Below are 20,616 nucleotides of genomic sequence, written 5' to 3'. Positions count from 1 at the left end.
CGGTCGATATCGTATTATCGACGTGGCGTTATTTACTAAAAACTAATTATTTATGAGAGTTGCGTCTCTACTGTCGCTTTTAGCGGCCGCTTTTGTACAATTCGGCTGTGTGAAGGACAATTCGGTCGGCACAGGCCCGTCCGAAAAAGTAAATGGTCCTGTCTTCAATTTTGAGACTGTCTCGACTTCCAATCTGAACTTCAGCTACGATACGCCTGCGGGCTATGTCGTCGGTTTTGAGGTCTATGCTGAGAACCCCTTTGAAACCGATGGCGATGGCCAGGCAGTTCTGAAAAAGGGCGTTGAACCTATCGAAAAGGGCTTTACGGATTCCAAAGGCTCCTACAACCAACCGCTGGCGCTTCCTGCCTACGTGAAGGAAATTTATATTTACACGCCGTATGCCGGAGTCGATTCGCGGTTCCGGGTTGCCCGGGTGGAGAACGGCCGGATCTCGACACCCGTCGCTGTCGGTATTTCCGGAACCGCTGCCACGGGTGCTGCTGCGAAAAAATCGACGCGGGCCGTATCCGTTCCGATGAATACGGTTCAGACTGCTTATTTCAAGCCCGAAGCGTATACGTCCCGGACCCTGACGCTGGGCAAGTGGCACATGAGTATCGACGGCGCTGTCACGACGCTTGCGAACGGTGAGCAGGTCAAGTTTTTCGGCCGGCCGGCTGATATGAGTTATGTCGACAAGTCACGGTTCGGGAGCGATGCCGCAGGCAAGGATGCACTGAAAATATCGGGCGATGTCATGAACGCCATTCGCACGGCCCTGCCCGGCGACGGTATGGGAATCGTCGACGATAAGTTCCTCTCTTCGGGCGATATCCATGTTTCGAAGGAGACCGAGTTGGACCTGATCTTTATCCAGAACTGGGGCGCTTACCACAATGTATTGGCCTATTACTGCTATGACACGGCCAACCCGCCGAAAAGCGTCGGTGACATCAAGTTCCAGACGATCGCAATCGCCAACGCTATCGAGCAGAAGTTCGAAATCGAGGTTTCGTATATGTACGACATCGGTTCGATGTATAAGGGTGAAGGCGTAAAACTGAAATATGTGGATGCCGACGGAGCGATGCACGATAAATTTCCGGCCGGTGTTTCGGTGGGCTGGGTGCTTTACCGCGACGGTTTCGACATGAGGAAAAATCTGGCTGTCGATCCCGAAACACAGAAACTCGTGCGTTATCCGGCTACCGGTTACGGAGCGAACTATTCGACCCCGGGTCTTACGCAGTATCCGAATACGGCTGTGCTGAAAGTCGGCGATTTCGTAGTCATCGGTTTTGACGACGGAACGGGCGACAAAACCAAACGCGATTACCTCGACCTGGTGTTCAATGTGCAGGCATCCGTGCCGAGCGCCATCACGGACCCTGTTCCCGATGTCGATCCCGAAGATCCCCAGCCTGTAACCGTGACCAATCAGGGAGTGCTGCTCTTTGAGGACATCTGGCCCTTCCAGGGGGACTTCGACATGAACGACGTGGTGGTCAAATACGCTGCCGGGAAGACCAAAAATTCGAAGAACGAGATCGTCTCCGCTAAGGTCGACTTTACGATTTTCCACTCGGGCGCTTCGCTGAACAACACGTTTGCCTATGTCGACGACAACGTTGCAAATGCCGATGTGACCTTTACCGGCGGTACGGGCGCTCCCGCTCCGATGATCGACCGCACGAACAACATCGTCTATGTCGCCGACAAACTGCTGAATTATGCCAATAAGGCCGAAAAGGTGACCTTCACGGCCAACTATACCTACCGGACCCCGATTCCGGCAGCTTCCTACGTCGACGCTCCGTTCAATCCGTTTATCCTTGCCGGCGGCGAATCGGGCAAAGAGGTGCACCTCACCGAGTATAAGCCTTCGCCCGAAGTTAACATGGAGTGGTTCGAAAAGCGTACGCACGACCGGTCGAACCCGGAACTGGGCCTCTTCTACATCACGTTCGAGAACATTACGGCCAAAGAGGGGGAAGACCGCGGGATGCAGCTTCCGTGGGCCGTTAAGATCGCCTACGACAGTGTGGAGGCTATGGATGGCTTCCGGGTAACCCAGGAGTCGAAGCCCATCTACAAGCACTACCTCGGCTTTACCAAATGGGTGGAGTCCGAAGGCAAGGAGAATACCGACTGGTATCTTCATTTTACCGAATAAGGCTTCGATGCCGTGATACCGGGACCGCCCCTGCAAAGGGCGGTCCTTTTTTTGTCTTGCCGCGATTCCGGCTGTTGCTCGCGCTGTGATCTTTTCCGCCCTTCATGGCCGCGTTGTCCTCTTTTATTGCCGCAACTGCTGTTATAACCGCCTTGTTTCTCTGCACTCCGTTTTCCCTCCCGTACGGCACAAAAAAAGACGGCCCGAAGGTCGTCTTTTTCACTTGCTGTCCGATTCGGAGGCCTCTAAGCCTCCTCTTCGTTCCGTTTATCTGCGGCCCTCTTTGGCCTCGATACATTCCGTTGCATGGGGAACCTTCATCAGGCGCTCCTTGGGAATGAGTTTTCCGGTCGTTTTGCAGATGCCGTAGGTTTTATTCTCGATGCGCACGAGCGCCATTTCGAGGTTGCGGATGAATTTCATCTGATGGGCAGCCAAACGACCGCTTTCCTCTTTGGAAAGGGTTGCAGCGCCTTCTTCCAGGACCTTGAACGTCGGGGACGTATCTTCCGTATCGTTGTCGGCCGTATGGGTAATCGTGGCGCGCAGCAGCTCGTAGTCCGCGCGTGCGTTCTCAAGCTTTTTCAGGATAAGCTGCTTGAACTCTTCGAGTTCGGCATCGCTGTATCTGGTTCTTTCGTCTGCCATAGTCGTCTACTCTCTTTAAGGTTTAAGTAAAATTAAGCAATATTTCCGAATATACCAAATTTTACTCTGTATAATCGGATTTATATCCGGGTCACCGCGATACGCAGCGGCTGGTCATCCACATCGGTCTCGACGACCACCTCGCCTGCCGGTTCGGCGGCAGGGCGTACCTCCACGGCAAGGGTCTGCGAAGCGATGTAACCGGCGAATTTTGCGATTCCGTCGGCCACGACGGGCTTCTGTTCGATCTCGACGCGGATTTTGTCCGTGACCTCGAATCCGGAATCCTTGCGGATATTCTGGATGCGGTTTATCAACTCGCGTGCCACACCTTCCGCTTTCAGCTCCTCCGTGACGGTAATGTCGAGCGCTACGGTCAATTTTCCCTCCGATGCGACGAGCCATCCGGGCATGTCCTCCGAGGTGATCTCGAAATCGGCGGGCGTCACGGTGATCTGTGCAGTTCCGAGGTCGAGCACCGTTTCGGGCGCGGCCTCTATCTCGGCGATGCGCTCCTGCGAGAAGGTTGCGGTCAGGGCGGCGATCTGCTTCATGTACTGGCCGAAACGCGGCCCTAAGGTTTTGAAGTTGGGCTTGATGCGTTTGGTGATCAGCCCGGTCGTTTTTTCGATCAGTTCCACCTCCTTGACGTTCACCTCGCCCATGATGAGGTTCTTCACGGCCGAGATATGTTCTGCCGTCGAGGGGTCGAGCACCGGAATGATAATCTTGGTCAACGGCTGGCGCACCTTGATCGATACCTTGCGGCGCAGGGCCAATACCATCGACGATACTTTCTGTGCCAGCGACATCATGTCTTCGAGGCGTGCGTCGATCAGCTTCTCGTCGGCCTTCGGGAAGGTCGAGAGGTGTACCGATTCGTCCTTGTGGCGGCCGCTCACGGCGTTGAGGTCCGTGAAGATGCGGTCGGAGATGAACGGAGCGAACGGCGCTGCGAGCATCGTGACGGTCTCCAGGCAGGTGTAGAGGGTCTGGTAGGCCGCCAGTTTGTCTTCGGACATGCCGCCGCCCCAGAAACGTTTGCGGTTGAGGCGCACGTACCAGTTCGAGAGGTTCTCGCCCACAAACTCCTGGATGGCGCGGGCCGCCGGGGTCGGGTCGTAGCCTTCGAGCGATTCGGTCACCTCCTTCACCAGGGTGTTCAGCAGCGAAATGATCCAGCGGTCGATTTCAGGACGTTTCTCCATCGGAACCTCCGGTTCGCGGCCCGTGAAAGAGTCCACGTTGGCGTAGAGGGCGAAGAACGAGTAGGTGTTGTAGAGCGTTCCGAAGAACTTGCGGCGTACTTCGTCGACGCCGTCCTTGTCGAATTTCAGGTTGTCCCACGGCTGCGAATTGGAGATCATATACCAGCGCGTCGCATCGGCTCCGTAGGTGTCGAGCACTTCGAACGGATCGACGGCGTTGCCCAGGCGTTTCGACATCTTGTTGCCGTTCTTGTCGAGTACCAGACCGTTCGAAATGATGTTCTTGAAGGCCACCGAGTCGAACAGCATCGAGGCGATGGCGTGCAGCGTGAAGAACCATCCGCGCGTCTGGTCGACGCCCTCGGCGATGAAGTCGGCCGGATAAACCCGGTTGAATCCGGCTTTGTTCTCGAACGGATAGTGCACCTGCGCATAGGGCATGGCGCCCGAGTCGAACCATACGTCGATCAGGTCCGATTCGCGTTTCATCGGCTCGCCCTTCGAAGAGACGAGCACGATCGAATCCACATAGGGGCGGTGCAGGTCGATGTTCGCCGTCGAATAGTTCTCCGGCGACATGTCCCCGACCTTGAAATTCTTGTAGGGATTCTCCTTCATCACACCCGCGGCGATCGACTTTTCGATCTCGGCCATCAGTTCCTCCACCGAACCGATGCACTTCACCTCCGAGTAGTCCTCCGTGGCCCATACGGGCAGCGGAGTTCCCCAGAAGCGCGAGCGCGAGAGGTTCCAGTCCACCAATCCTTCGAGCCACTTGCCGAAGCGGCCGGTTCCGGTCGATTCGGGTTTCCAGCGGATCGTCTTGTTCAGTTCGATCATCTTGTCACGCAGCGCCGTGGTGCGGATGAACCACGAGTCGAGCGGGTAGTAGAGCACCGGTTTGTCCGTGCGCCAGCAGTGGGGGTAGGAGTGGGTGTGTTTCTCGATCTTGAAAGCCTTGTTCTCGGCTTTCAGCATCACCGAAATGTCGATATCGAGCGTCGGATCGGTATCGCACAGCCTTTCGTCGTAAACGTTCTTCACGTAACGGCCTGCATACTCCCCGTATTTTTCGGTATCCACGTTCGTCTTCACGAACTCCGGGTCGAGGTCTTCGATCCGGAAGAATTTGCCCTGCTTGTCGACCATCGGCTGGTTCTTGCCGGCGCAGTCGACCATGAAGAGCGGTGCGATGCCTGCGACTTTGGCTACGCGGTCGTCGTCCGCACCGAACGTCGGAGCGATGTGCACGATACCCGTACCGTCCGAAGTGGTCACGTAGTCGCCGACGATAACGCGGAACGCGTCGCCCATGGGTTTCACCCACGGAATCAACTGCTCGTAGTGGATGCCTTCCAGTTCGGGGCCTTTCCATACGCCTTCCATGATCTCATAGGTTCCCTCCATCTTCTTGGTGAAGTAGGAACCCAGGAGTTCTTTGGCCAAGATGACGGTCTGCGGCTGGTCGGTATAGGGGTTGCGGCACTTGACCTTCACGTATTCGATGGCAGGGCCTACGGCCAGCGCCGTGTTCGACGGCAGGGTCCACGGCGTAGTGGTCCAGGCCAGGAAGTAGAGGTCGCCTTCGACTCCCGCGAAGAGTTTCTCGCTCTTGGCATCGCGCACTACCTTGAACTGCGACGTACACGTCGTGTCCTTCACGTCGCGGTAGCAGCCCGGCTGGTTCAGTTCGTGGGTCGAAAGTCCCGTTCCGGCGGCCGGCGAATAGGGCTGAATGGTGTAGCCCTTGTAGAGCAGGCCCTTGTCGAAGAGTTGCTTGAGCAGCCACCACAGCGTTTCGATGTATTTGTTGTCGTAGGTGATATACGGATCGTCCATGTTCACCCAGTAGCCCATCTTGCGCGTCAGGTTCTCCCAGGCGCCTGTGAACTCCATCACAGCCTCCCGGCACGTCCGGTTATATTCTTCGATGGTGATTTTCTTGCCGATGTCCTCCTTCGTGATGCCGAGCTTCTTCTCGACGCCCAGTTCCACGGGCAGCCCGTGGGTGTCCCAGCCCGCCTTGCGGTGCACGAGATAGCCCTGCTGCGTCTTGTAGCGGCAGAAAACGTCCTTGATCGTACGGGCCATGACGTGGTGGATGCCGGGCATGCCGTTTGCCGAGGGGGGACCCTCGTAGAATACGAACGTGGGGTGTCCCTCACGGGTCGTGATGCTTTTGTGGAACGTGTCGCGTGCGTCCCACTCGCCGAGCACATCGGCGGCTACGCCGGCCAGGTCGAGGCCTTTATACTCCTTGAACTTCATATCGGTAAGAAATTTCTTTGCTGTTTTATGACAATTTGCAAAGATATAAAAAAGATTTAAAAAATAGGTTTTTTAGCCCCGTTTTATAGAATGCCGGAACGGACGCCCGCTTATGGGGCGCCTGACCGCTGCCGCGCTTCCTGTCCGGCTTCGAGGTCCGATTGCCGTATTATGTGCGCAAACGGGCGCTTGTCCTGCTGCGAGCCTTGTTTCCGGTGTGGGGCGCGGATTACCCCCTGGCCGGGAGGTCGATCCAGAAGCAGGAACCTTCCCCTACGGCGGAATCGAGCCCGACGCAACCGCCGAGCTGTTCGGCGATCGACTTGCAGATCGAAAGCCCGAGTCCGGTCCCCTGGGTGAAGGTGTCGAGTTTGACAAAACGTTCGAAGATGCGTTCCTGATCTTTGGGGGCGATACCGATGCCCGTGTCGCGGACGTAGAAACGAACATCCCCGGAAAGGCGGCGGTATCCGATCGTCACCGAGCCTTTTTTTGTGAATTTTAACGCGTTGCGCACGAAGTTGCCGACGATCTGGCTGAGGCCGTGCCTGTGTTCCGTAACCAGGAGTTCCGGCAAACCTTCTTCCACCCGCAGTTCCACATCGGGATGGCACTGGCTGCGGAGCAGGTCGGCGATTTCCAGGCAGAAATCCCGCGCGTCGAATGTCATGCGCACGACATCCATGCGTTCCGATTCGATGCGTGCCAGGTCCAGCACATCGGAGATGATCTGCAACAGCAGGGTGTTGTTGCGCAGGATGATGTCGGCGTATTCCTTGCAGGTCTCTTCGTTGCGTTCGCTCGCCAGCAGTTCCGAGAACCCGATGATGGCGTTCAGCGGAGTGCGGATTTCGTGGCTCATGTTGGCCAGGAATGCCGATTTGAGATTGTTGGACTCCTCGGCGCGCACCTTCGCTTTGCGCAGTTCCTCTTCGGTGCGTTTGAGTTCGGTGATGTCGTAATTGACGCATGCCAGGTCGATTACGCCCTCTGCCGGACGGTAGTCGCGGCAGAGAACATGGACCATAAGCCAGCGCACCGGCTTGTTCGGGATGATAACGCGCACCTCTTCGGCGCACGACGAAATCTCCCCGCGCTCGAGCCGTTCGAGCAGTTGTTTCAGGTGTGCGCGGTCGTCGGGATGGACGTTGCGCCAGGTCCCGATGATTTGTGAAACGGGCGTGTCTGCGGGTTCTCCGTAGTTCACCACCCAGGGGCCTTTGACGTAGCCTTCGCCCGTGCAGGGGTTGTAGCTGACGCAGCCGACACGGGCGAAGTCCGAGACGATGTTGAACAGGTTTTCGAAATCTGCCAGCCGTTCGCGGCTTTGCGTGGCGTCGGTAATATCTTCGAGCAGGATGACCAGTTCGTCGTCGTCGCCGGGGGTGTTGTAGATCAAACAACGGCAGATACGTCCTCCGTCCGGGCTTTTCCAGGTGTAGTCCCAAAAGGCCCGGGAGGGAATCCGCATGAATGTCGGAAGGTGTTCGTAGGGGTCTGCTCCCGTTTCGCGGGCCGTTTTTCCGGCGTAATCCTGCGTACGGATACCCAATATCTTGCCAGCCTGCTGGTTGATGTAGGAGATCAGATAATCGACCGCTTCGCCCTGTTTGTCGCGCAGGATGTTGACGCGTACATAACCGATGGGCAGGTGCTCGATCAGTTGTGCAAGGTGGCTGTAATTGCGTTGTATGGCCTTGTAGCTTTCTTTGATGGAAGCTGATTCTTCGTTTTCGGGCGTGCCGTCCGCGACGCTGCGCACGGTTCCGAAGGCGGTGCGGTCGCCGGTCCGCGGATCGTTGCTAACTTCGATGCATTTGGTCTGCACACATTTGCCTCCGTTCGCCGTGACGAATGTTTCGTCGAGCGTGTCGACGACCTTGAGTGCGGCGCAACGGGTATAAATCCGCGCCCGGTGCTCCTCTCCGGGCAGCGAGTAAACGTCCTCGAACGATATGCGGGTGCGATCCGTGCCGAAGAGTTCTGCGGCCCGTCGGGAGCAGATCATCTCATGTCGGCTGAAATCGAGCAGCCACCATCCGATGCCGGAAGCATCGAGTGATTTTTGCAGCAATTCAGGCGGGATTTGTCGTTCAGTGTGCATGACGGAAAAGCCGAAATTTCGATGGTTATGCAAAAATAGCTAATTTCGGAAGAAAAAGAATTTTCCCCGAATGATTTTACCGGACTTCGGGCTATTGGGTTTTGTCCTGCGGAGCCAGCGTGCGAATTACGCGTGCCGGGTTTCCCGCGGCCACCGAATCGGCGGGAATGTCGCGTGTGACGACGGCCCCGGCGCCGATAACCGAGCGGTCGCCGATCCTGACGCCTGGGCAGACGATCACCCCTCCGCCCAGCCAGCAGTCGTCGCCGATGGAGATTGGGCGGCCCGCTTCGAGGCCTGCACGGCGCTCCGCCGCGTCGAACGGATGCAGGGCCGTGAGCAGTTGCACTTTGGGGCCGATCAGCGTGTGACGGCCGATGCGGATCGGAGCCAGGTCGAGGAACGTGCAGCCGAAGTTGATGAACGTATGTTCGCCGATCGAGATATTATTCCCGTAATCGCAGTAGAACGGTTCGCGGATGAAGCCTTCGCAGCCGGGGCATAACTCGCGCAGCGTGGCGCGGTAGGCCTCGTCGTGGCCGCATAGTTCGGCGTTCAGGCGGTGCATCAGGCGTGTGGCGTTGTCCCGGATGGCGGTGAGTTCCGCATCCCGGGGATCGAACCATTCGCCGCTGAGCATCTTTTCCCGTTCCGTCATTTCCTAGTCGAAGGATTGCATTTCGATCAGTTTGGCATAGATGCCGTTGCGCTCCATCAGTTCGTTGTGCGTGCCGCATTCGGCGACACGCCCGTGGTCCACGACGACGATCAGGTCGGCATTGTGAATGGTCGACAACCGGTGGGCGATGACCACCGACGTACGGCCTTTGAGCAGGTTGTTGAGGGCGTCCTGCACGAGCTTTTCGCTCTCGGTGTCAAGTGCCGAGGTGGCTTCGTCGAGAATCAGGATGTCGGGATTCTTGAGCACTGCGCGGGCGATCGAAAGCCGCTGGCGCTGGCCGCCGGAGAGTTTTACGCCCCGGTCGCCGATGTTGGTGTCGTAACCCGAGGTGCATTCGCGGATGAAGCAGTCGGCGTTGGCTACCTTCGCCGCCTCGACGATCTCTTCGTGCGTTGCACCGCGCTTGCCCATTCCGATGTTGCCTTCGATCGTGTCGTTGAAAAGTACGGTATCCTGTGCCACGACGCTCATGTGCGCGCGTACGCTCTCCTGGGTGTAGTCGCGCAGCGAAACGCCGTCGATCAGGATTTCACCCGCCGTAGGATCGTAGAAACGGGGCAGCAATTCGCTCAGGGTCGACTTGCCGCCGCCCGAGGGACCTACCAGCGCTACGGTCTGCCCGCGGCGTATTTCGAACGAAATGCCGTCGATCACTTCGCGCTGCCCGTCGTAGGAGAAGTGCACGTCGCGGAACTCGATCTTCTCTTTCAGTCCCGTAAGTTCTTTTGCGTCGGGGCTGTCCTGGATTTCGGGTTTCGTGTCGATGATCGTGAAGATGCGCTCGCCGGCGGCAATACCCTGGTTGATGTTGGCGAACTGGTCGATAAAGGTGCGCACGGGGCGCGTGATCTGCGAGAAGATGGCCACAAAGGCGATGAATCCGCCGGGGTCGAGCGAGCCTTTGGCTACGAGCGAGCCTCCGAAGACGAGGATCACGCCCACGGCCGTGATGCCGAGGAATTCGCTCATGGGCGAGGCCAACTGCTGCCGGCGGGCCATCGAAAGCGTGAGGCGCGCCAGGTCGGCGCTGATGGCGTAGTATTTCTGTTTGATGTATTCCGTGGCATTGTAACTCTTGATGACCTTGATGCCCGATAGCGATTCGTCGAGCGTCGAGACCATCTCGCCCATGCGCTGCTGGTTGGTGCGGGCCGGGTGGCGGAGTTTCTTTACGATGCTGCCGATCAGCAGGGCCACCACCGGGAGGAACAGGATCGAGAAGATCGCCAGTTCCCACGAAATGGCCAGCATCATCGCGATGTAGCCGATGATCAGAAACGGCTCGCGGAAGGATACCTGGAGGGTATTGGTGATGCAGAACTGCACCACGCCCACGTCGGAGGTGATCTTCGAGATGACATCGCCCTTGCGCTGGTCGCTGAAGTAACCTACGTTCATGTCCATCACGCGCGAGAACATGTCGTTGCGCATGCGCTGGAGGGTCCGGGTGCGCATGTTCTCCATGGTCCAGGCGCCCAGGTAGCGGAACAGGTTGCTCATCAAGCTGATGCAGATGGCTACAACGGCCAGCAATACCAGGACGTTCTGGCGGTCGTACTCTTCGAAGATGTGCGAATAGGTGAAGTTGAAGAGCGTGGCGAGGTAATCCTGGTTGAACTCTACGGGCGGCAGCGTCTCCACGTATTCGAAGGAGTAGCTGGCGTCGAACATGGTGTTCAGGATCGGGATGATCAGCATGAACGTCAGCGAGTTGAACAACGCGTAAAACAGCGAGTAGAAGAAGTAGGGGATCGCGTATTTTCGGATCGGCCGGGCAAAACCCAACAGCCGCATGTATATCTTGAACATTCGGAGCGTATGGTTTTAGTTACGCAATAAACGGTGTAAAGATAGGAATAATAACCCGAAAAGCGAAAAAAGTGTGAAAATTCGTCGAACTATGGCTCCCTATGTTCCAAAAAAAGAGCGGAGATTTTGCCGTCTACCGCTCTGCGGGGTCGTAACCCGTATCTTCCAGCCAGTGTGCCTTGTCGTTGGCCGCCGCAACGGCCAGAAAGTCGCAGCGGTTGTTCTCCACCGTCTCGGCGTGTCCCTTGACCCAGACGAAGCGGACGTTGTGGCGGTTGTATGCGCGCAGGAAGCGCATCCAGAGATCGGGATTTTTCTTGCCCGCGAATCCTTTGCGGACCCATCCGAAGACCCATCCCTTCGTGACGGCGTCGACGACGTATTTCGAGTCGGAGTAAACCACCACGTCCGAACCCTCGAACTTGAGCGTTTCGAGAGCGACGCACACGGCCATCAGTTCCATGCGGTTGTTGGTCGTCAGGCGGAATCCCTGCGACAACTCCTTGCGGTGCTGCCCCGAGAGAAGCACCGCGCCGTAACCGCCCGGACCGGGGTTTCCGAGGGCCGAACCGTCGGTGTAAATTGTAATTGCTGGCAAATCGTGTCGTGCGATAAGTCCGTTCTGCTGTTTCCGGACGTTGATAATTTACGGCATACCGCCGTGTTTGCAGGTCCGATCCACTCCCCGGCCCCCGCCGAGGCGGGGGTTCCAGGTGCGGTTGGATTTTTAGTTAAGTGCTTTCAGTTGCTCGCGGATGGCCGTGATTTTGGCTTCGGCGTCGGCCTGTTTGGCGCGCTCGTTGGCGACTACCTTTTCGGGCGCCGAGGCGACGAACCGTTCGTTCGATAGTTTCTTCATCACCGAGGCGAGGAATCCCTCCTGATAGCTGAGTTCCGCCGTCAGTTTCTCGATTTCAGCCTCCACGTCGATCTTGCCCGCCATCGGCACGAAATACTGCGTCGTCTTGACGATGAACGCCGCATCGGCCGGATCCTTCTCCGCGACGGTCTCGATGGCCGTGAGGTTGGCCATTTTCTCCAATACGGGGGCGAATTCGGCGGGGTAGTTCTCGTCGGCGATGACCCGGAGTGTCAGCGCCTCCTTCTGCGGCAGGTTCTTCTGGTTGCGGACGTTGCGTACCGAGGTGATAACTTCCTTCGCCAGTTCGAAGCGCGCCAGCATCGCGGCGTCTTCGGCCGCGGGTCGGGGCATCTGCGCCACGCAGATCGAGTCGCCTTCGGCCCGCGGTGCGAGGTCCTGCCAGATCTCTTCCGTGACGAACGGCATGAAGGGGTGCAGTACGCGCATCAGGGCGTCGAAATACCCTTTGGTCGCCTCCATCGTCCCGGCGTCGATCGGCTGCCCGTAGGCGGGCTTCACCATTTCGAGGTACAGGCCGCTGAAGTCGTCCCAGAACAGCCGGTAGGCCTCCTTGAAGGCTTCCGAGATGCGGTAGGTCTTGAAATCGTCGGCGATCTGCCGGAGCGAGCGGCCCAACGCCTGCTCGAACCACTCGACGGCAAGGCGGTTGTTCTCGCTCTGTGCCGCCGCGGCGTCCACCGTCCAGCCGTTTACGAGGCGGTAGGCGTTCCATATCTTGTTGCCGAAGTTGCGGCCCTGTTCGCACAACGCTTCGTCGAACATCACGTCGTTGCCGGCCGACGAGGAGATCAGCATGGCCATACGCACGCCGTCGGCGCCGTATTGGGCGATCAGGTCCAGCGGGTCGGGCGAGTTGCCCAACTGCTTCGACATCTTGCGGCCGATCTTGTCGCGCACGATACCTGTGAAGTAGACGTTCGAGAAGGGCTTTTCGTGGCGGTACTCGTAACCGGTTATGATCATGCGGGCCACCCAGAAGAAGATGATGTCGGGGGCCGTTACCAGGTCGTTGGTGGGGTAGTAATAATTGATCTCTTCGTTGTCCGGGAAGCGGATGCCGTCGAATACCGAAATCGGCCACAGCCACGACGAGAACCACGTGTCCAATACGTCTTCGTCCTGCCTCAGATCGCTCAGTTGCAGCGATGCGTCGCCGCTTTTCGCGCGGGCCTTCTCCAGTGCCTCCTCGGCCGTCAGGGCGACCACGAAACCGCCTTTCGGGAGGTAGTAGGCCGGAATGCGCTGGCCCCACCACAACTGGCGCGAAATGCACCAATCCTTGATGTTCTCCATCCAGTAACGGTAGGTGTTCTTGTATTTCTCGGGCACGAACCGGATCGCGTCCTCCATCACGGCCTTTGTCGCGGGCTGTGCCAGTTCCTGCATCGAGAGGAACCACTGCATCGAGAGTTTGGGCTCGATGGCTACGCCCGTGCGCTCCGAATAACCCACGTTGTTGGTGTAGTCTTCGGTCTTCTCCAGCAGGCCCGCTGCCGCGAGGTCCTTTTCGATCTGCCTGCGCACGTCGAAACGGTCCTGTCCCACGTAGAGGCCCACCTTGTCGTTGATCGTGCCGTTGTCGTTGAAAATATCGATGGTTTCGAGTCCGTATTTCTCGCCCAGCATGTAGTCGTTCACGTCGTGCGCCGGGGTCACCTTCAGTGCTCCCGTTCCGAACTCGATGTCCACGTATTCGTCGCGGATCACCGGAATCGAGCGGCCTACCAGCGGCACGATGACGCGGGCGTCCTTCGCCAGCCATGCGTAACGTTCGTCGTTGGGATTGACGCACAACGCCGTGTCGCCCAGGATCGTCTCCGGACGGGTCGTCGCGACGATGATCGCCTTATCGGTTCCTTCGACCAGGTAACGCAGGTAGTAGAGTTTGCCGTGCGACTCCTTGAAAACCACCTCTTCGTCCGAAAGCGCCGTCTGCGCTGCGGGGTCCCAGTTGACCATCCTCACGCCGCGGTAAATCTTGCCTTTTTCGTAGAGGTCGCAGAAGACGCGCAGGACGCTCTCCGTGCGGGGTTCGTCCATCGTGAAGCACGTGCGGTCCCAGTCGCACGAAGCGCCCAGTTTGCGCAGCTGCTTGAGGATCACGCCGCCGTATTTCTCTTTCCATTCCCAGGCGTATTCGAGGAATTTCTCCCGCGTGAGCGACGTTTTCTCAATGCCTTTTTCGCGCAGCATTGCTACGACTTTGGCCTCCGTGGCGATCGACGCGTGGTCCATGCCCGGAACCCAGCAGGCGTTCTTTCCCGACATGCGGGCGCGGCGGACGAGCACGTCCTGCAGCGTGTTGTTGAGCATGTGGCCCATGTGGAGCATGCCCGTCACATTGGGGGGCGGGATGACGATCGTGTAAGGTTCGCGCTGGTCGGGTTCCGAGTGGAAAATCCCCCGGTCGATCCAGAAGTCGTACCATTTGGATTCGATCTGCTGCGGTGCGTATTTGTCTGCGATTTGCATGGCGCTTTCAGTTTAACTTTGTTTTATAGGGATGCAAAGTTATTAACATTCTGTCAAAGATAAAATAAAATTTCTAAAAAATCGTTATCTTTGCAACATTATATATCTGTATATCCTATGAGTAAAAAAGATAAGATCGAAACCATCGAAGTAGACGACGTGAATCTCCTCCCCGAACTGCTCGACGGCAATCACCGCGTGATCCCTATCGTGACCGGCGGTGACGAGCCTGTGGAGGAGGTCGAAGTTCCCGAAATCATACCCATCCTTACGCTGCGTTCGTCGGTGCTTTTCCCCGGCGCTATCACCCCCATTACGGTGGGGCGCGACAAGAGCATCAACCTCGTGCGCGCCGTCAATGCCGAAGGCGGCATCCTGGGCGCCGTGCTGCAGCGCGAAAGCGATGTCGAAGACCCTGCGCCGGACGACATGTACAAGGTCGGAACCGCTGCGCGTATCATCAAGATCCTGGAGATGCCCAACGGCAACCTCACGGTGATCCTGAACGGTTTGGAGAAGGTCGAGATCACGGAATACATCACCACCGAGCCCTATTTCAAGGCCCGGGTGACCGCTCTGCGCGATTCGACCCCCGACCTGAAGAGCATCGAGTTCGAGGCGCTCGTGGACTCGATCCGCGACGTGGCGCTGAACATCATCAACGTTTCGCCGTCGATGCCTAAGGAGGCGGCTTTCGCCATTAAGAACATCGACTCGAAGCGCGGCATCATCAATTTCATCTGCTCCAACATGGAGCTCACGGACGAGGACCGCCAGTCGCTGCTGGAGGCTCCCGGCCTGCTGGCCCGTGCCCGCAAGTTGCTCGAAATCCTGATCCGCGAGCAGCAGCTGGCCGAACTGAAAAACCAGATTCAGGAGCGCGTCAAGCAGGAGATCGACAAGCAGCAGCGCGACTACTACCTGCAGCAGCAGATGCGCACGATCCAGGACGAACTGGGCGACGGCGCCGATGCAGACATCGAGAAGATGCGCGAGCAGGCGTCCAAGAAGAACTGGCCCGAGGAGGTTGGCGAAACCTTCGAGAAGGAGTTGCAGAAGGTCGAGCGGCTGAACCCCGCCGTAGCCGAATATTCGGTGCAGATGACCTACCTCAATCTGCTGCTGGAGCTTCCGTGGAACGAGGTGACGAAGGACAACCTCGACCTCAAGTGCGCCCGCGAACAACTCGACCACGACCATTTCGGTCTGGAAGAGGTGAAGGAGCGTCTGCTGGAGCACCTGGCCGTCATCAAACTCAAGGGCGACCTCAAATCCCCGATCCTCTGCCTCTACGGCCCTCCGGGAGTAGGTAAGACCTCGCTCGGCAAGTCGGTCGCCGCGGCGCTGGGCCGCAAGTTCGGCCGCATCTCGCTGGGCGGCCTGCACGACGAGTCGGAGATTCGCGGACACCGCCGCACCTACATCGGCGCCATGCCGGGCCGGATTATCCAGACCATCAAACGCTGCGGTTCGTCGAACCCCGTCATCATCCTCGACGAGGTCGACAAGGTGACCGTTTCGAACCACGGTGATCCGTCGAGCGCCCTGCTGGAGGTTCTCGACCCGGAACAGAACACCACTTTCCACGACAACTACCTCGACATGGAGTACGACCTGTCGAAGGTGCTGTTCATCGCTACGGCCAACAACATCGCCAACATCGCCCCGGCGCTGCGCGACCGTATGGAGATGATCAACATCGCCGGTTACCTCGTGGAGGAGAAGATACGCATCGCCCTGGACCACCTGCTGCCCAAGCAGCGCGAGGCCCACGGCATCAAGGAACAGGAGATGACCATGACCCCGGAGGTCGTTGAAAACGTCATCGCCTGCTATACGCGTGAAGCCGGCGTGCGTTCGCTGGACAAGAACCTGGCGAAGATCGCCCGTGCCCGCGCCAAGCAGATCGCCTTCGACGAGGCTTTCGCTCCCGAAATTTCGCTGAAAGATATCGAGAAAATCCTCGGCATGCCCAAATTCCTCCGGGAGGAGTACGAAGTGGGCGGCATGACGGGCGTCGTGACGGGCCTTGCATGGACCGAGGTCGGCGGCGACATCCTCTACATCGAGTCGGTGCTGACGCCCGGCAAGGGCAAGGTGAGCCTTACGGGCAACCTGGGCGACGTGATGAAGGAGTCGGCCACCATCGCCCACGAGTGGACGATGGCCCACTACAAGGAACTGGGTATCGACCCCGCGATGTTCGAGAAGAACGATATCAACATCCACGTTCCCGAAGGCGCGATCCCGAAGGACGGTCCATCGGCCGGTATTACGATGGTCACCTCGATCGTGTCGAGCTACACGGGCCGCAAGGTCAGGGAGCGCATCGCCATGACGGGCGAGACGACCCTCCGTGGCCGGGTGATGCCCGTGGGCGGCGTGAAGGAGAAGATCCTGGCCGCCAAGCGTGCCGGCATCACGGAACTGATCCTTTCGGAGGAGAACCGCAAGGACATCGCCGAGATCAAACCCGAGTATATTGCGGGCCTCACGTTCCACTACGTGAAGACCAACGAAGAGGTGCTGAAACTGGCCTTGGTGTAGTTTTTTCGTGACGGCGGCGAACTTCGGCGTTTCCCTCGCCGGTTTGGGCAGCCGCATGCCGCGTGTATGCTCTTGCCTCGCCGGCTTCCCGAAACCGCGGATTTTATCCGCCCTGACAAAAAAACGAGGCCGGCGGCGGTTATTTGGATTAAAAAAGGTATTTTTATACAATGAAATGCATTGCAATTATTCCCGCCCGCTATGCGGCGACGCGTTTCCCGGCTAAACTGCTGGCCCGGCTGGGCGGCAAGCCCGTCATTGAGCGGGTCTACGAGCAGGTCGCGGGCGTGTTGGACGACGTTGTGGTCGCCACCGACGACCGGCGAATCTACGATGCCGTGAAGGCTTTCGGCGGAAAGGTCGAAATGACCTCTCCGGACCATAAAAGCGGTACAGACCGTTGCTGGGAGGCTTACTGCAAGCAGGGTGTCGAGTACGACGTGATCTTCAACGTGCAGGGCGACGAGCCCTTTATCCAGCCTTCGCAGCTGGAGACCGTGAAGCGCTGCTTCGACGATGCGTCGACCGACATCGCCACGCTCGTGAAGCCTTTTTCGGAGGCCGACGGACTCGAAGCGCTGGAAAACCCCAATTCCCCGAAAGTGGTCCTCGACGCGCAGTCGAGGGCCATCTATTTTTCCCGTTCGGTGATTCCCTACCTCAAGGGCGTGCCGCGCGAAGAGTGGTTGTCGCGCCATACGTACTACAAGCATATCGGCCTCTACGCTTTCCGCGCGGAGGTGATGCGGGCTGTCACGGCGCTGCCGCAGTCGGCGCTCGAAAAAGCCGAGTCGCTGGAACAACTGCGCTGGCTGGAGAACGGCTATAAGATCGGCGTGGGTATTTCGGAGGTCGAGACGATCGGGATCGATACCCCCGAGGACCTCGAAAGGGCCGAAGCGTTTTTGTTGAAAAACCGGAAATAGCAAATCGGCGGGGTATGAACAGGACTATAAATATCATCGGAATCCTGGCGGGTGTCATATTTATATTGTTCGCAAACCTTTCATTTGTCAACGAGTTTGTCAGCAGCCTGCTGATGGCGTTGGGCACAGGCCTTTTCGCGGCCTGCTTCGTCAATATCATCCTGCAGGTATGCAAGGAGAAGGAGCCGGAAGAACCCATGAAACTGCTGACGAACGAACGGATCGACCTGACTAAATTCTACCGGAAGAGCCGCTCCCAGGTCCGCCACCATCACGACCTGCTGTCGATTGCCGTCGCCGGGGCGCTCAAGGATATTTCTAAAGACGATCACCTGTTGGACCGCATCCTGCGTGACCGGCTGAAGGTCCGGCTGCTGTTCCTCAATCCCCTTTCCGGTTTTGTCCGCCAGCGGGCCGCCGAGGACCAGATGACGGTCGCGGACGTGTATAAAGAGTTGTCCGCCTCCATCGCCCTAGCTGTGGAGATCGGCGAGAAACTCAAGGCCCGTTACACTGAACTCAAGAAAAATAAACTACTGAACGAAGCGGACGAAGGCAGTTTCGAGGTGCGGCTGTACGACGGCTGCCCTTACCTGACCATCTTCCGGGCCGACGACGAAATCGTCTGGGGGCTGTATACCGCCGAGAAACGGGGCGTCAATTCCGCCGCTTTCAGGTCGAAAAAGGGCGACAGTGCGCTGTCCGGCCAGTTGGAAGGCCATTTCAATGTCATCTGGGAGCGGTCGAGGTCCGCATGTATCGTCAGGTATCTCGAGCAGAACGCCCCCGTGGTATTCGACGGGTTCGTCGAACACCTGAATGCCGAAATCGCCCGGCTTTCGTCGCAAAATTAATGTTTAAGGTAAATTGAATCCCATGTCACTAAAGTTCATCGCAGGACCCTGCGTCATCGAATCGGCCGAACTGCTCGATACCGTAGCCGAAAAGCTCACGGCGATCAACCGGACCCTCGGCACGGAAATCATCTTCAAAGCCTCGTTCGACAAGGCCAACCGCACCTCGGTTTCGTCGTTCCGCGGCCCGGGACTCGAAAAGGGGTTGCAGATGCTTGCCGACGTGCGGGCGAAGTGGGGGCTGCGGCTGCTCACCGACATCCACGAATCGTGGCAGGCCGTACCCGTCGGCGAGGTCGTCGACGTGATCCAGATTCCGGCCTTCCTCTGCCGCCAGACCGATTTGCTGGTCGCCGCGGCGAAGACCGGAAAGACGGTGAACATCAAAAAAGCCCAGTTCCTTTCGGGCGCCGACATGCTCTATCCCTACGAAAAGGCCCGCGAGGCCGGAGCCGGTGAAATCTGGCTTACCGAGCGCGGCAATTCGTTCGGCTACAATAACCTCGTTGTCGATTTCCGGAATATCCCCGACATGCTCAAAATCGCCCCTACGGTGATCATGGACTGCACCCATTCGGTGCAGCGTCCCGGCGCTGCGGGCGGTAAGACCGGCGGCAACCGCGAGTTCGTTCCCGCCATGGCGCGGGCCGCCGGGGCGTTCGGAGCCAACGGCTTCTTCTTCGAGGTGCACCCCGATCCTGACCGCGGCCTGAGCGATGCTGCCAACATGCTGCCGCTCAATGAACTGGAACCGTTAATTAAATCTTTGCTGTAAATGACCGATACTACGAAGGCGCAGATTCTGGAAGTTGCCCGCAAGGCGATCCATACTGAGATGCTGACGCTCAAGCGCATGGAAGACACCCTCGGCGACGCGTTCGCGACGGCTGTGGAACTGATTCTCGAAAGCCGCGGCAAATGCATCATCACGGGCATGGGCAAGTCGGGTCTCGTGGGGCGCAAGATCGCCGCGACGCTCGCTTCGACCGGAACCCCGAGTTTTTTCCTCCACCCCGGTGAAGCCTTCCACGGCGATCTGGGCATGATTTCGAAGGAAGATATCGTCGTGGCCCTCTCCTATTCGGGCGAGACCGACGAAATCCTTAAAATCGTTCCTTTCATCCATTCCAACGGCAATAAGATCGTCTCGATGACCGGAAATCCCGACTCGGCGCTGGCCAAGAACTCCGATGTGCACCTCGACGTAGGGGTGAAGGAGGAGGCCTGCATCCTGCACCTTGCGCCCACTTCGTCGACCACGGCGCAGATCGCCATGGGCGATGCGCTGGCCGTGTCGCTGATGCAGATGCGGGGCTTTACGAGCGTCGATTTCGCGCGCCTGCACCCGGGCGGAAGCCTCGGGCGGCGTCTGCTGATGACCGTGGGCAACGTCATGCGCGACCACGACCTGCCTGTCGTCGCGCCTGACTGCCCGGCTGCGGAGATGATCCACGCCATTTCGAAGGGCGGGCTGGGTCTGATCGTGATCTGCGACGGCGAGCGGATCGAAGGCATCGTCACCGACGGCGACGTGCGCCGCGCGATGGAACGCCTGCGCGGGGAGTTCTTCAACATCACGGCCGCCGACATTGCCACGCGTAATCCCAAAACCATCTCTCCGGGCGAAAAACTTATCGAGGCCGAGAAGATGATGACCCGCAACAAGGTCACCTCGCTGCTCGTTACGGACGAAGGCGGCAAACTCTCCGGAGTGATCCAGATTTACGACATTAAATTGTGATGCGTAATGTTTGTTATCCTGCTTTCCTATAAGAAACCGCTTGCCGAAGTGGAGAGATACCTCGCGGCGCATCGTGAATACCTTGACCGGCATTATGCTGAAGGGGTGTTCCTCTGCTCGGGGCCGCAGAATCCCCGCACGGGAGGCGTCATCCTCTGCCGTGCCGCGGACCGCGCAGCCGTCGAGGCCCTGACGTGTGAAGATCCGTTCCGCATCCACGGCGTCGCCGACTACGAGGTCGTCGAATTCTCGCCCACGAAGCACCTGCCCGGGTTCGAGGCTTTTCTCTAAAACAAAA

The 20,616-nt window shown here is 58.2% G+C and carries 14 protein-coding genes; 7 read left to right on the top strand and 7 right to left on the bottom strand.

Features of this window, described 5'->3' with window-relative positions; all coding sequences use genetic code 11:
- The first annotated feature begins 52 nt into the window (after positions 1 to 52).
- Complete coding sequence (locus tag KG007_RS02715; protein WP_213347264.1) at positions 53 to 2,176, top strand: LruC domain-containing protein; 2,124 nt, start codon at positions 53 to 55, stop codon at positions 2,174 to 2,176.
- Positions 2,177 to 2,443: 267 nt separating this feature from the next.
- On the opposite strand, the gene KG007_RS02710 is transcribed toward KG007_RS02715, so the two are convergent.
- From KG007_RS02710 to KG007_RS02680, 7 genes are all read right to left on the bottom strand, one after another.
- Entirely contained in the window at positions 2,444 to 2,824 is a 381-nt protein-coding gene (locus KG007_RS02710; protein WP_009598700.1) for a TraR/DksA family transcriptional regulator, read from the bottom strand.
- Between the two features lie 80 nt (positions 2,825 to 2,904).
- Positions 2,905 to 6,300: an isoleucine--tRNA ligase gene (gene ileS, locus KG007_RS02705; RefSeq protein WP_213347263.1), complete on the bottom strand. Its 3,396-nt coding sequence runs from the start codon at positions 6,298 to 6,300 to the stop codon at positions 2,905 to 2,907.
- A 229-nt stretch (positions 6,301 to 6,529) separates the two neighbouring features.
- The gene (locus KG007_RS02700; protein WP_249413225.1) at positions 6,530 to 8,374 is read right to left on the bottom strand and encodes a PAS domain-containing sensor histidine kinase; all 1,845 of its coding nucleotides are present in this window, start codon (positions 8,372 to 8,374) and stop codon (positions 6,530 to 6,532) included.
- Between the two features lie 121 nt (positions 8,375 to 8,495).
- Positions 8,496 to 9,062, bottom strand: coding sequence for a sugar O-acetyltransferase (locus tag KG007_RS02695; RefSeq protein ID WP_195458478.1), 567 nt, complete (start codon positions 9,060 to 9,062; stop codon positions 8,496 to 8,498).
- 3 nt (positions 9,063 to 9,065) lie between these two features.
- The gene (locus KG007_RS02690) at positions 9,066 to 10,895 is read right to left on the bottom strand and encodes an ABC transporter ATP-binding protein (RefSeq protein WP_195458477.1); all 1,830 of its coding nucleotides are present in this window, start codon (positions 10,893 to 10,895) and stop codon (positions 9,066 to 9,068) included.
- A gap of 133 nt (positions 10,896 to 11,028) precedes the next feature.
- Positions 11,029 to 11,493 (bottom strand): ribonuclease HI, encoded by a 465-nt coding sequence (gene rnhA, locus KG007_RS02685; protein ID WP_195458476.1) that lies wholly within the window; start codon positions 11,491 to 11,493, stop codon positions 11,029 to 11,031.
- A 129-nt stretch (positions 11,494 to 11,622) separates the two neighbouring features.
- The gene (locus KG007_RS02680; RefSeq protein WP_213347261.1) at positions 11,623 to 14,250 is read right to left on the bottom strand and encodes a valine--tRNA ligase; all 2,628 of its coding nucleotides are present in this window, start codon (positions 14,248 to 14,250) and stop codon (positions 11,623 to 11,625) included.
- Positions 14,251 to 14,367: 117 nt separating this feature from the next.
- Between KG007_RS02680 and lon the strand changes: the two genes are divergently transcribed.
- The 6 genes from lon (at position 14,368) to KG007_RS02650 (ending at position 20,609) form a co-directional block, all read left to right on the top strand.
- On the top strand, positions 14,368 to 16,797 hold the full coding sequence (gene lon / locus KG007_RS02675) for an endopeptidase La (protein ID WP_213347260.1): 2,430 nt from the start codon (positions 14,368 to 14,370) through the stop codon (positions 16,795 to 16,797).
- 170 nt (positions 16,798 to 16,967) lie between these two features.
- Positions 16,968 to 17,723 (top strand): 3-deoxy-manno-octulosonate cytidylyltransferase, encoded by a 756-nt coding sequence (gene kdsB, locus KG007_RS02670; protein WP_195458473.1) that lies wholly within the window; start codon positions 16,968 to 16,970, stop codon positions 17,721 to 17,723.
- 14 nt (positions 17,724 to 17,737) lie between these two features.
- On the top strand, positions 17,738 to 18,577 hold the full coding sequence (locus KG007_RS02665) for a DUF5919 domain-containing protein (RefSeq protein ID WP_213347259.1): 840 nt from the start codon (positions 17,738 to 17,740) through the stop codon (positions 18,575 to 18,577).
- 22 nt (positions 18,578 to 18,599) lie between these two features.
- Positions 18,600 to 19,352, top strand: a complete 753-nt coding sequence (gene kdsA, locus KG007_RS02660; protein WP_213347258.1) for a 3-deoxy-8-phosphooctulonate synthase — start codon at positions 18,600 to 18,602, stop codon at positions 19,350 to 19,352.
- Positions 19,353 to 20,318 carry a KpsF/GutQ family sugar-phosphate isomerase gene (locus tag KG007_RS02655; protein ID WP_213347257.1) on the top strand — a complete coding sequence of 322 codons (966 nt, stop codon included), beginning with the start codon at positions 19,353 to 19,355 and terminating at the stop codon, positions 20,316 to 20,318.
- Positions 20,319 to 20,324: 6 nt separating this feature from the next.
- The gene (locus KG007_RS02650) at positions 20,325 to 20,609 is read left to right on the top strand and encodes a YciI family protein (protein WP_213347256.1); all 285 of its coding nucleotides are present in this window, start codon (positions 20,325 to 20,327) and stop codon (positions 20,607 to 20,609) included.
- The last annotated feature ends 7 nt before the right edge of the window (positions 20,610 to 20,616 follow it).

The sequence above is a fragment of the Alistipes montrealensis genome (assembly GCF_018362775.1).
Classification (GTDB): Bacteria; Bacteroidota; Bacteroidia; order Bacteroidales; family Rikenellaceae; genus Alistipes; species Alistipes montrealensis.
Note: the sequence above shows the minus strand (reverse complement) of the source record. Positions and strands in the feature narration are given on the sequence as shown.

Excerpts from the sequence above, each read along its gene's own strand:
- KG007_RS02710 (WP_009598700.1), bottom strand. The coding sequence starts at position 2,824 with ATGGCAGACGAAAGAACCAGATACAGCGATGCCGAACTCGAAGAGTTC.
- KG007_RS02655 (WP_213347257.1), top strand. The coding sequence starts at position 19,353 with ATGACCGATACTACGAAGGCGCAGATTCTGGAAGTTGCCCGCAAGGCG.
- KG007_RS02695 (WP_195458478.1), bottom strand. The coding sequence starts at position 9,062 with ATGACGGAACGGGAAAAGATGCTCAGCGGCGAATGGTTCGATCCCCGG.
- kdsB (WP_195458473.1), top strand. The coding sequence starts at position 16,968 with ATGAAATGCATTGCAATTATTCCCGCCCGCTATGCGGCGACGCGTTTC.
- KG007_RS02715 (WP_213347264.1), top strand. The coding sequence starts at position 53 with ATGAGAGTTGCGTCTCTACTGTCGCTTTTAGCGGCCGCTTTTGTACAA.
- kdsA (WP_213347258.1), top strand. The coding sequence starts at position 18,600 with ATGTCACTAAAGTTCATCGCAGGACCCTGCGTCATCGAATCGGCCGAA.
- lon (WP_213347260.1), top strand. The coding sequence starts at position 14,368 with ATGAGTAAAAAAGATAAGATCGAAACCATCGAAGTAGACGACGTGAAT.
- KG007_RS02680 (WP_213347261.1), bottom strand. The coding sequence starts at position 14,250 with ATGCAAATCGCAGACAAATACGCACCGCAGCAGATCGAATCCAAATGG.
- ileS (WP_213347263.1), bottom strand. The coding sequence starts at position 6,300 with ATGAAGTTCAAGGAGTATAAAGGCCTCGACCTGGCCGGCGTAGCCGCC.
- KG007_RS02650 (WP_213347256.1), top strand. The coding sequence starts at position 20,325 with ATGTTTGTTATCCTGCTTTCCTATAAGAAACCGCTTGCCGAAGTGGAG.
- KG007_RS02690 (WP_195458477.1), bottom strand. The coding sequence starts at position 10,895 with ATGTTCAAGATATACATGCGGCTGTTGGGTTTTGCCCGGCCGATCCGA.
- KG007_RS02665 (WP_213347259.1), top strand. The coding sequence starts at position 17,738 with ATGAACAGGACTATAAATATCATCGGAATCCTGGCGGGTGTCATATTT.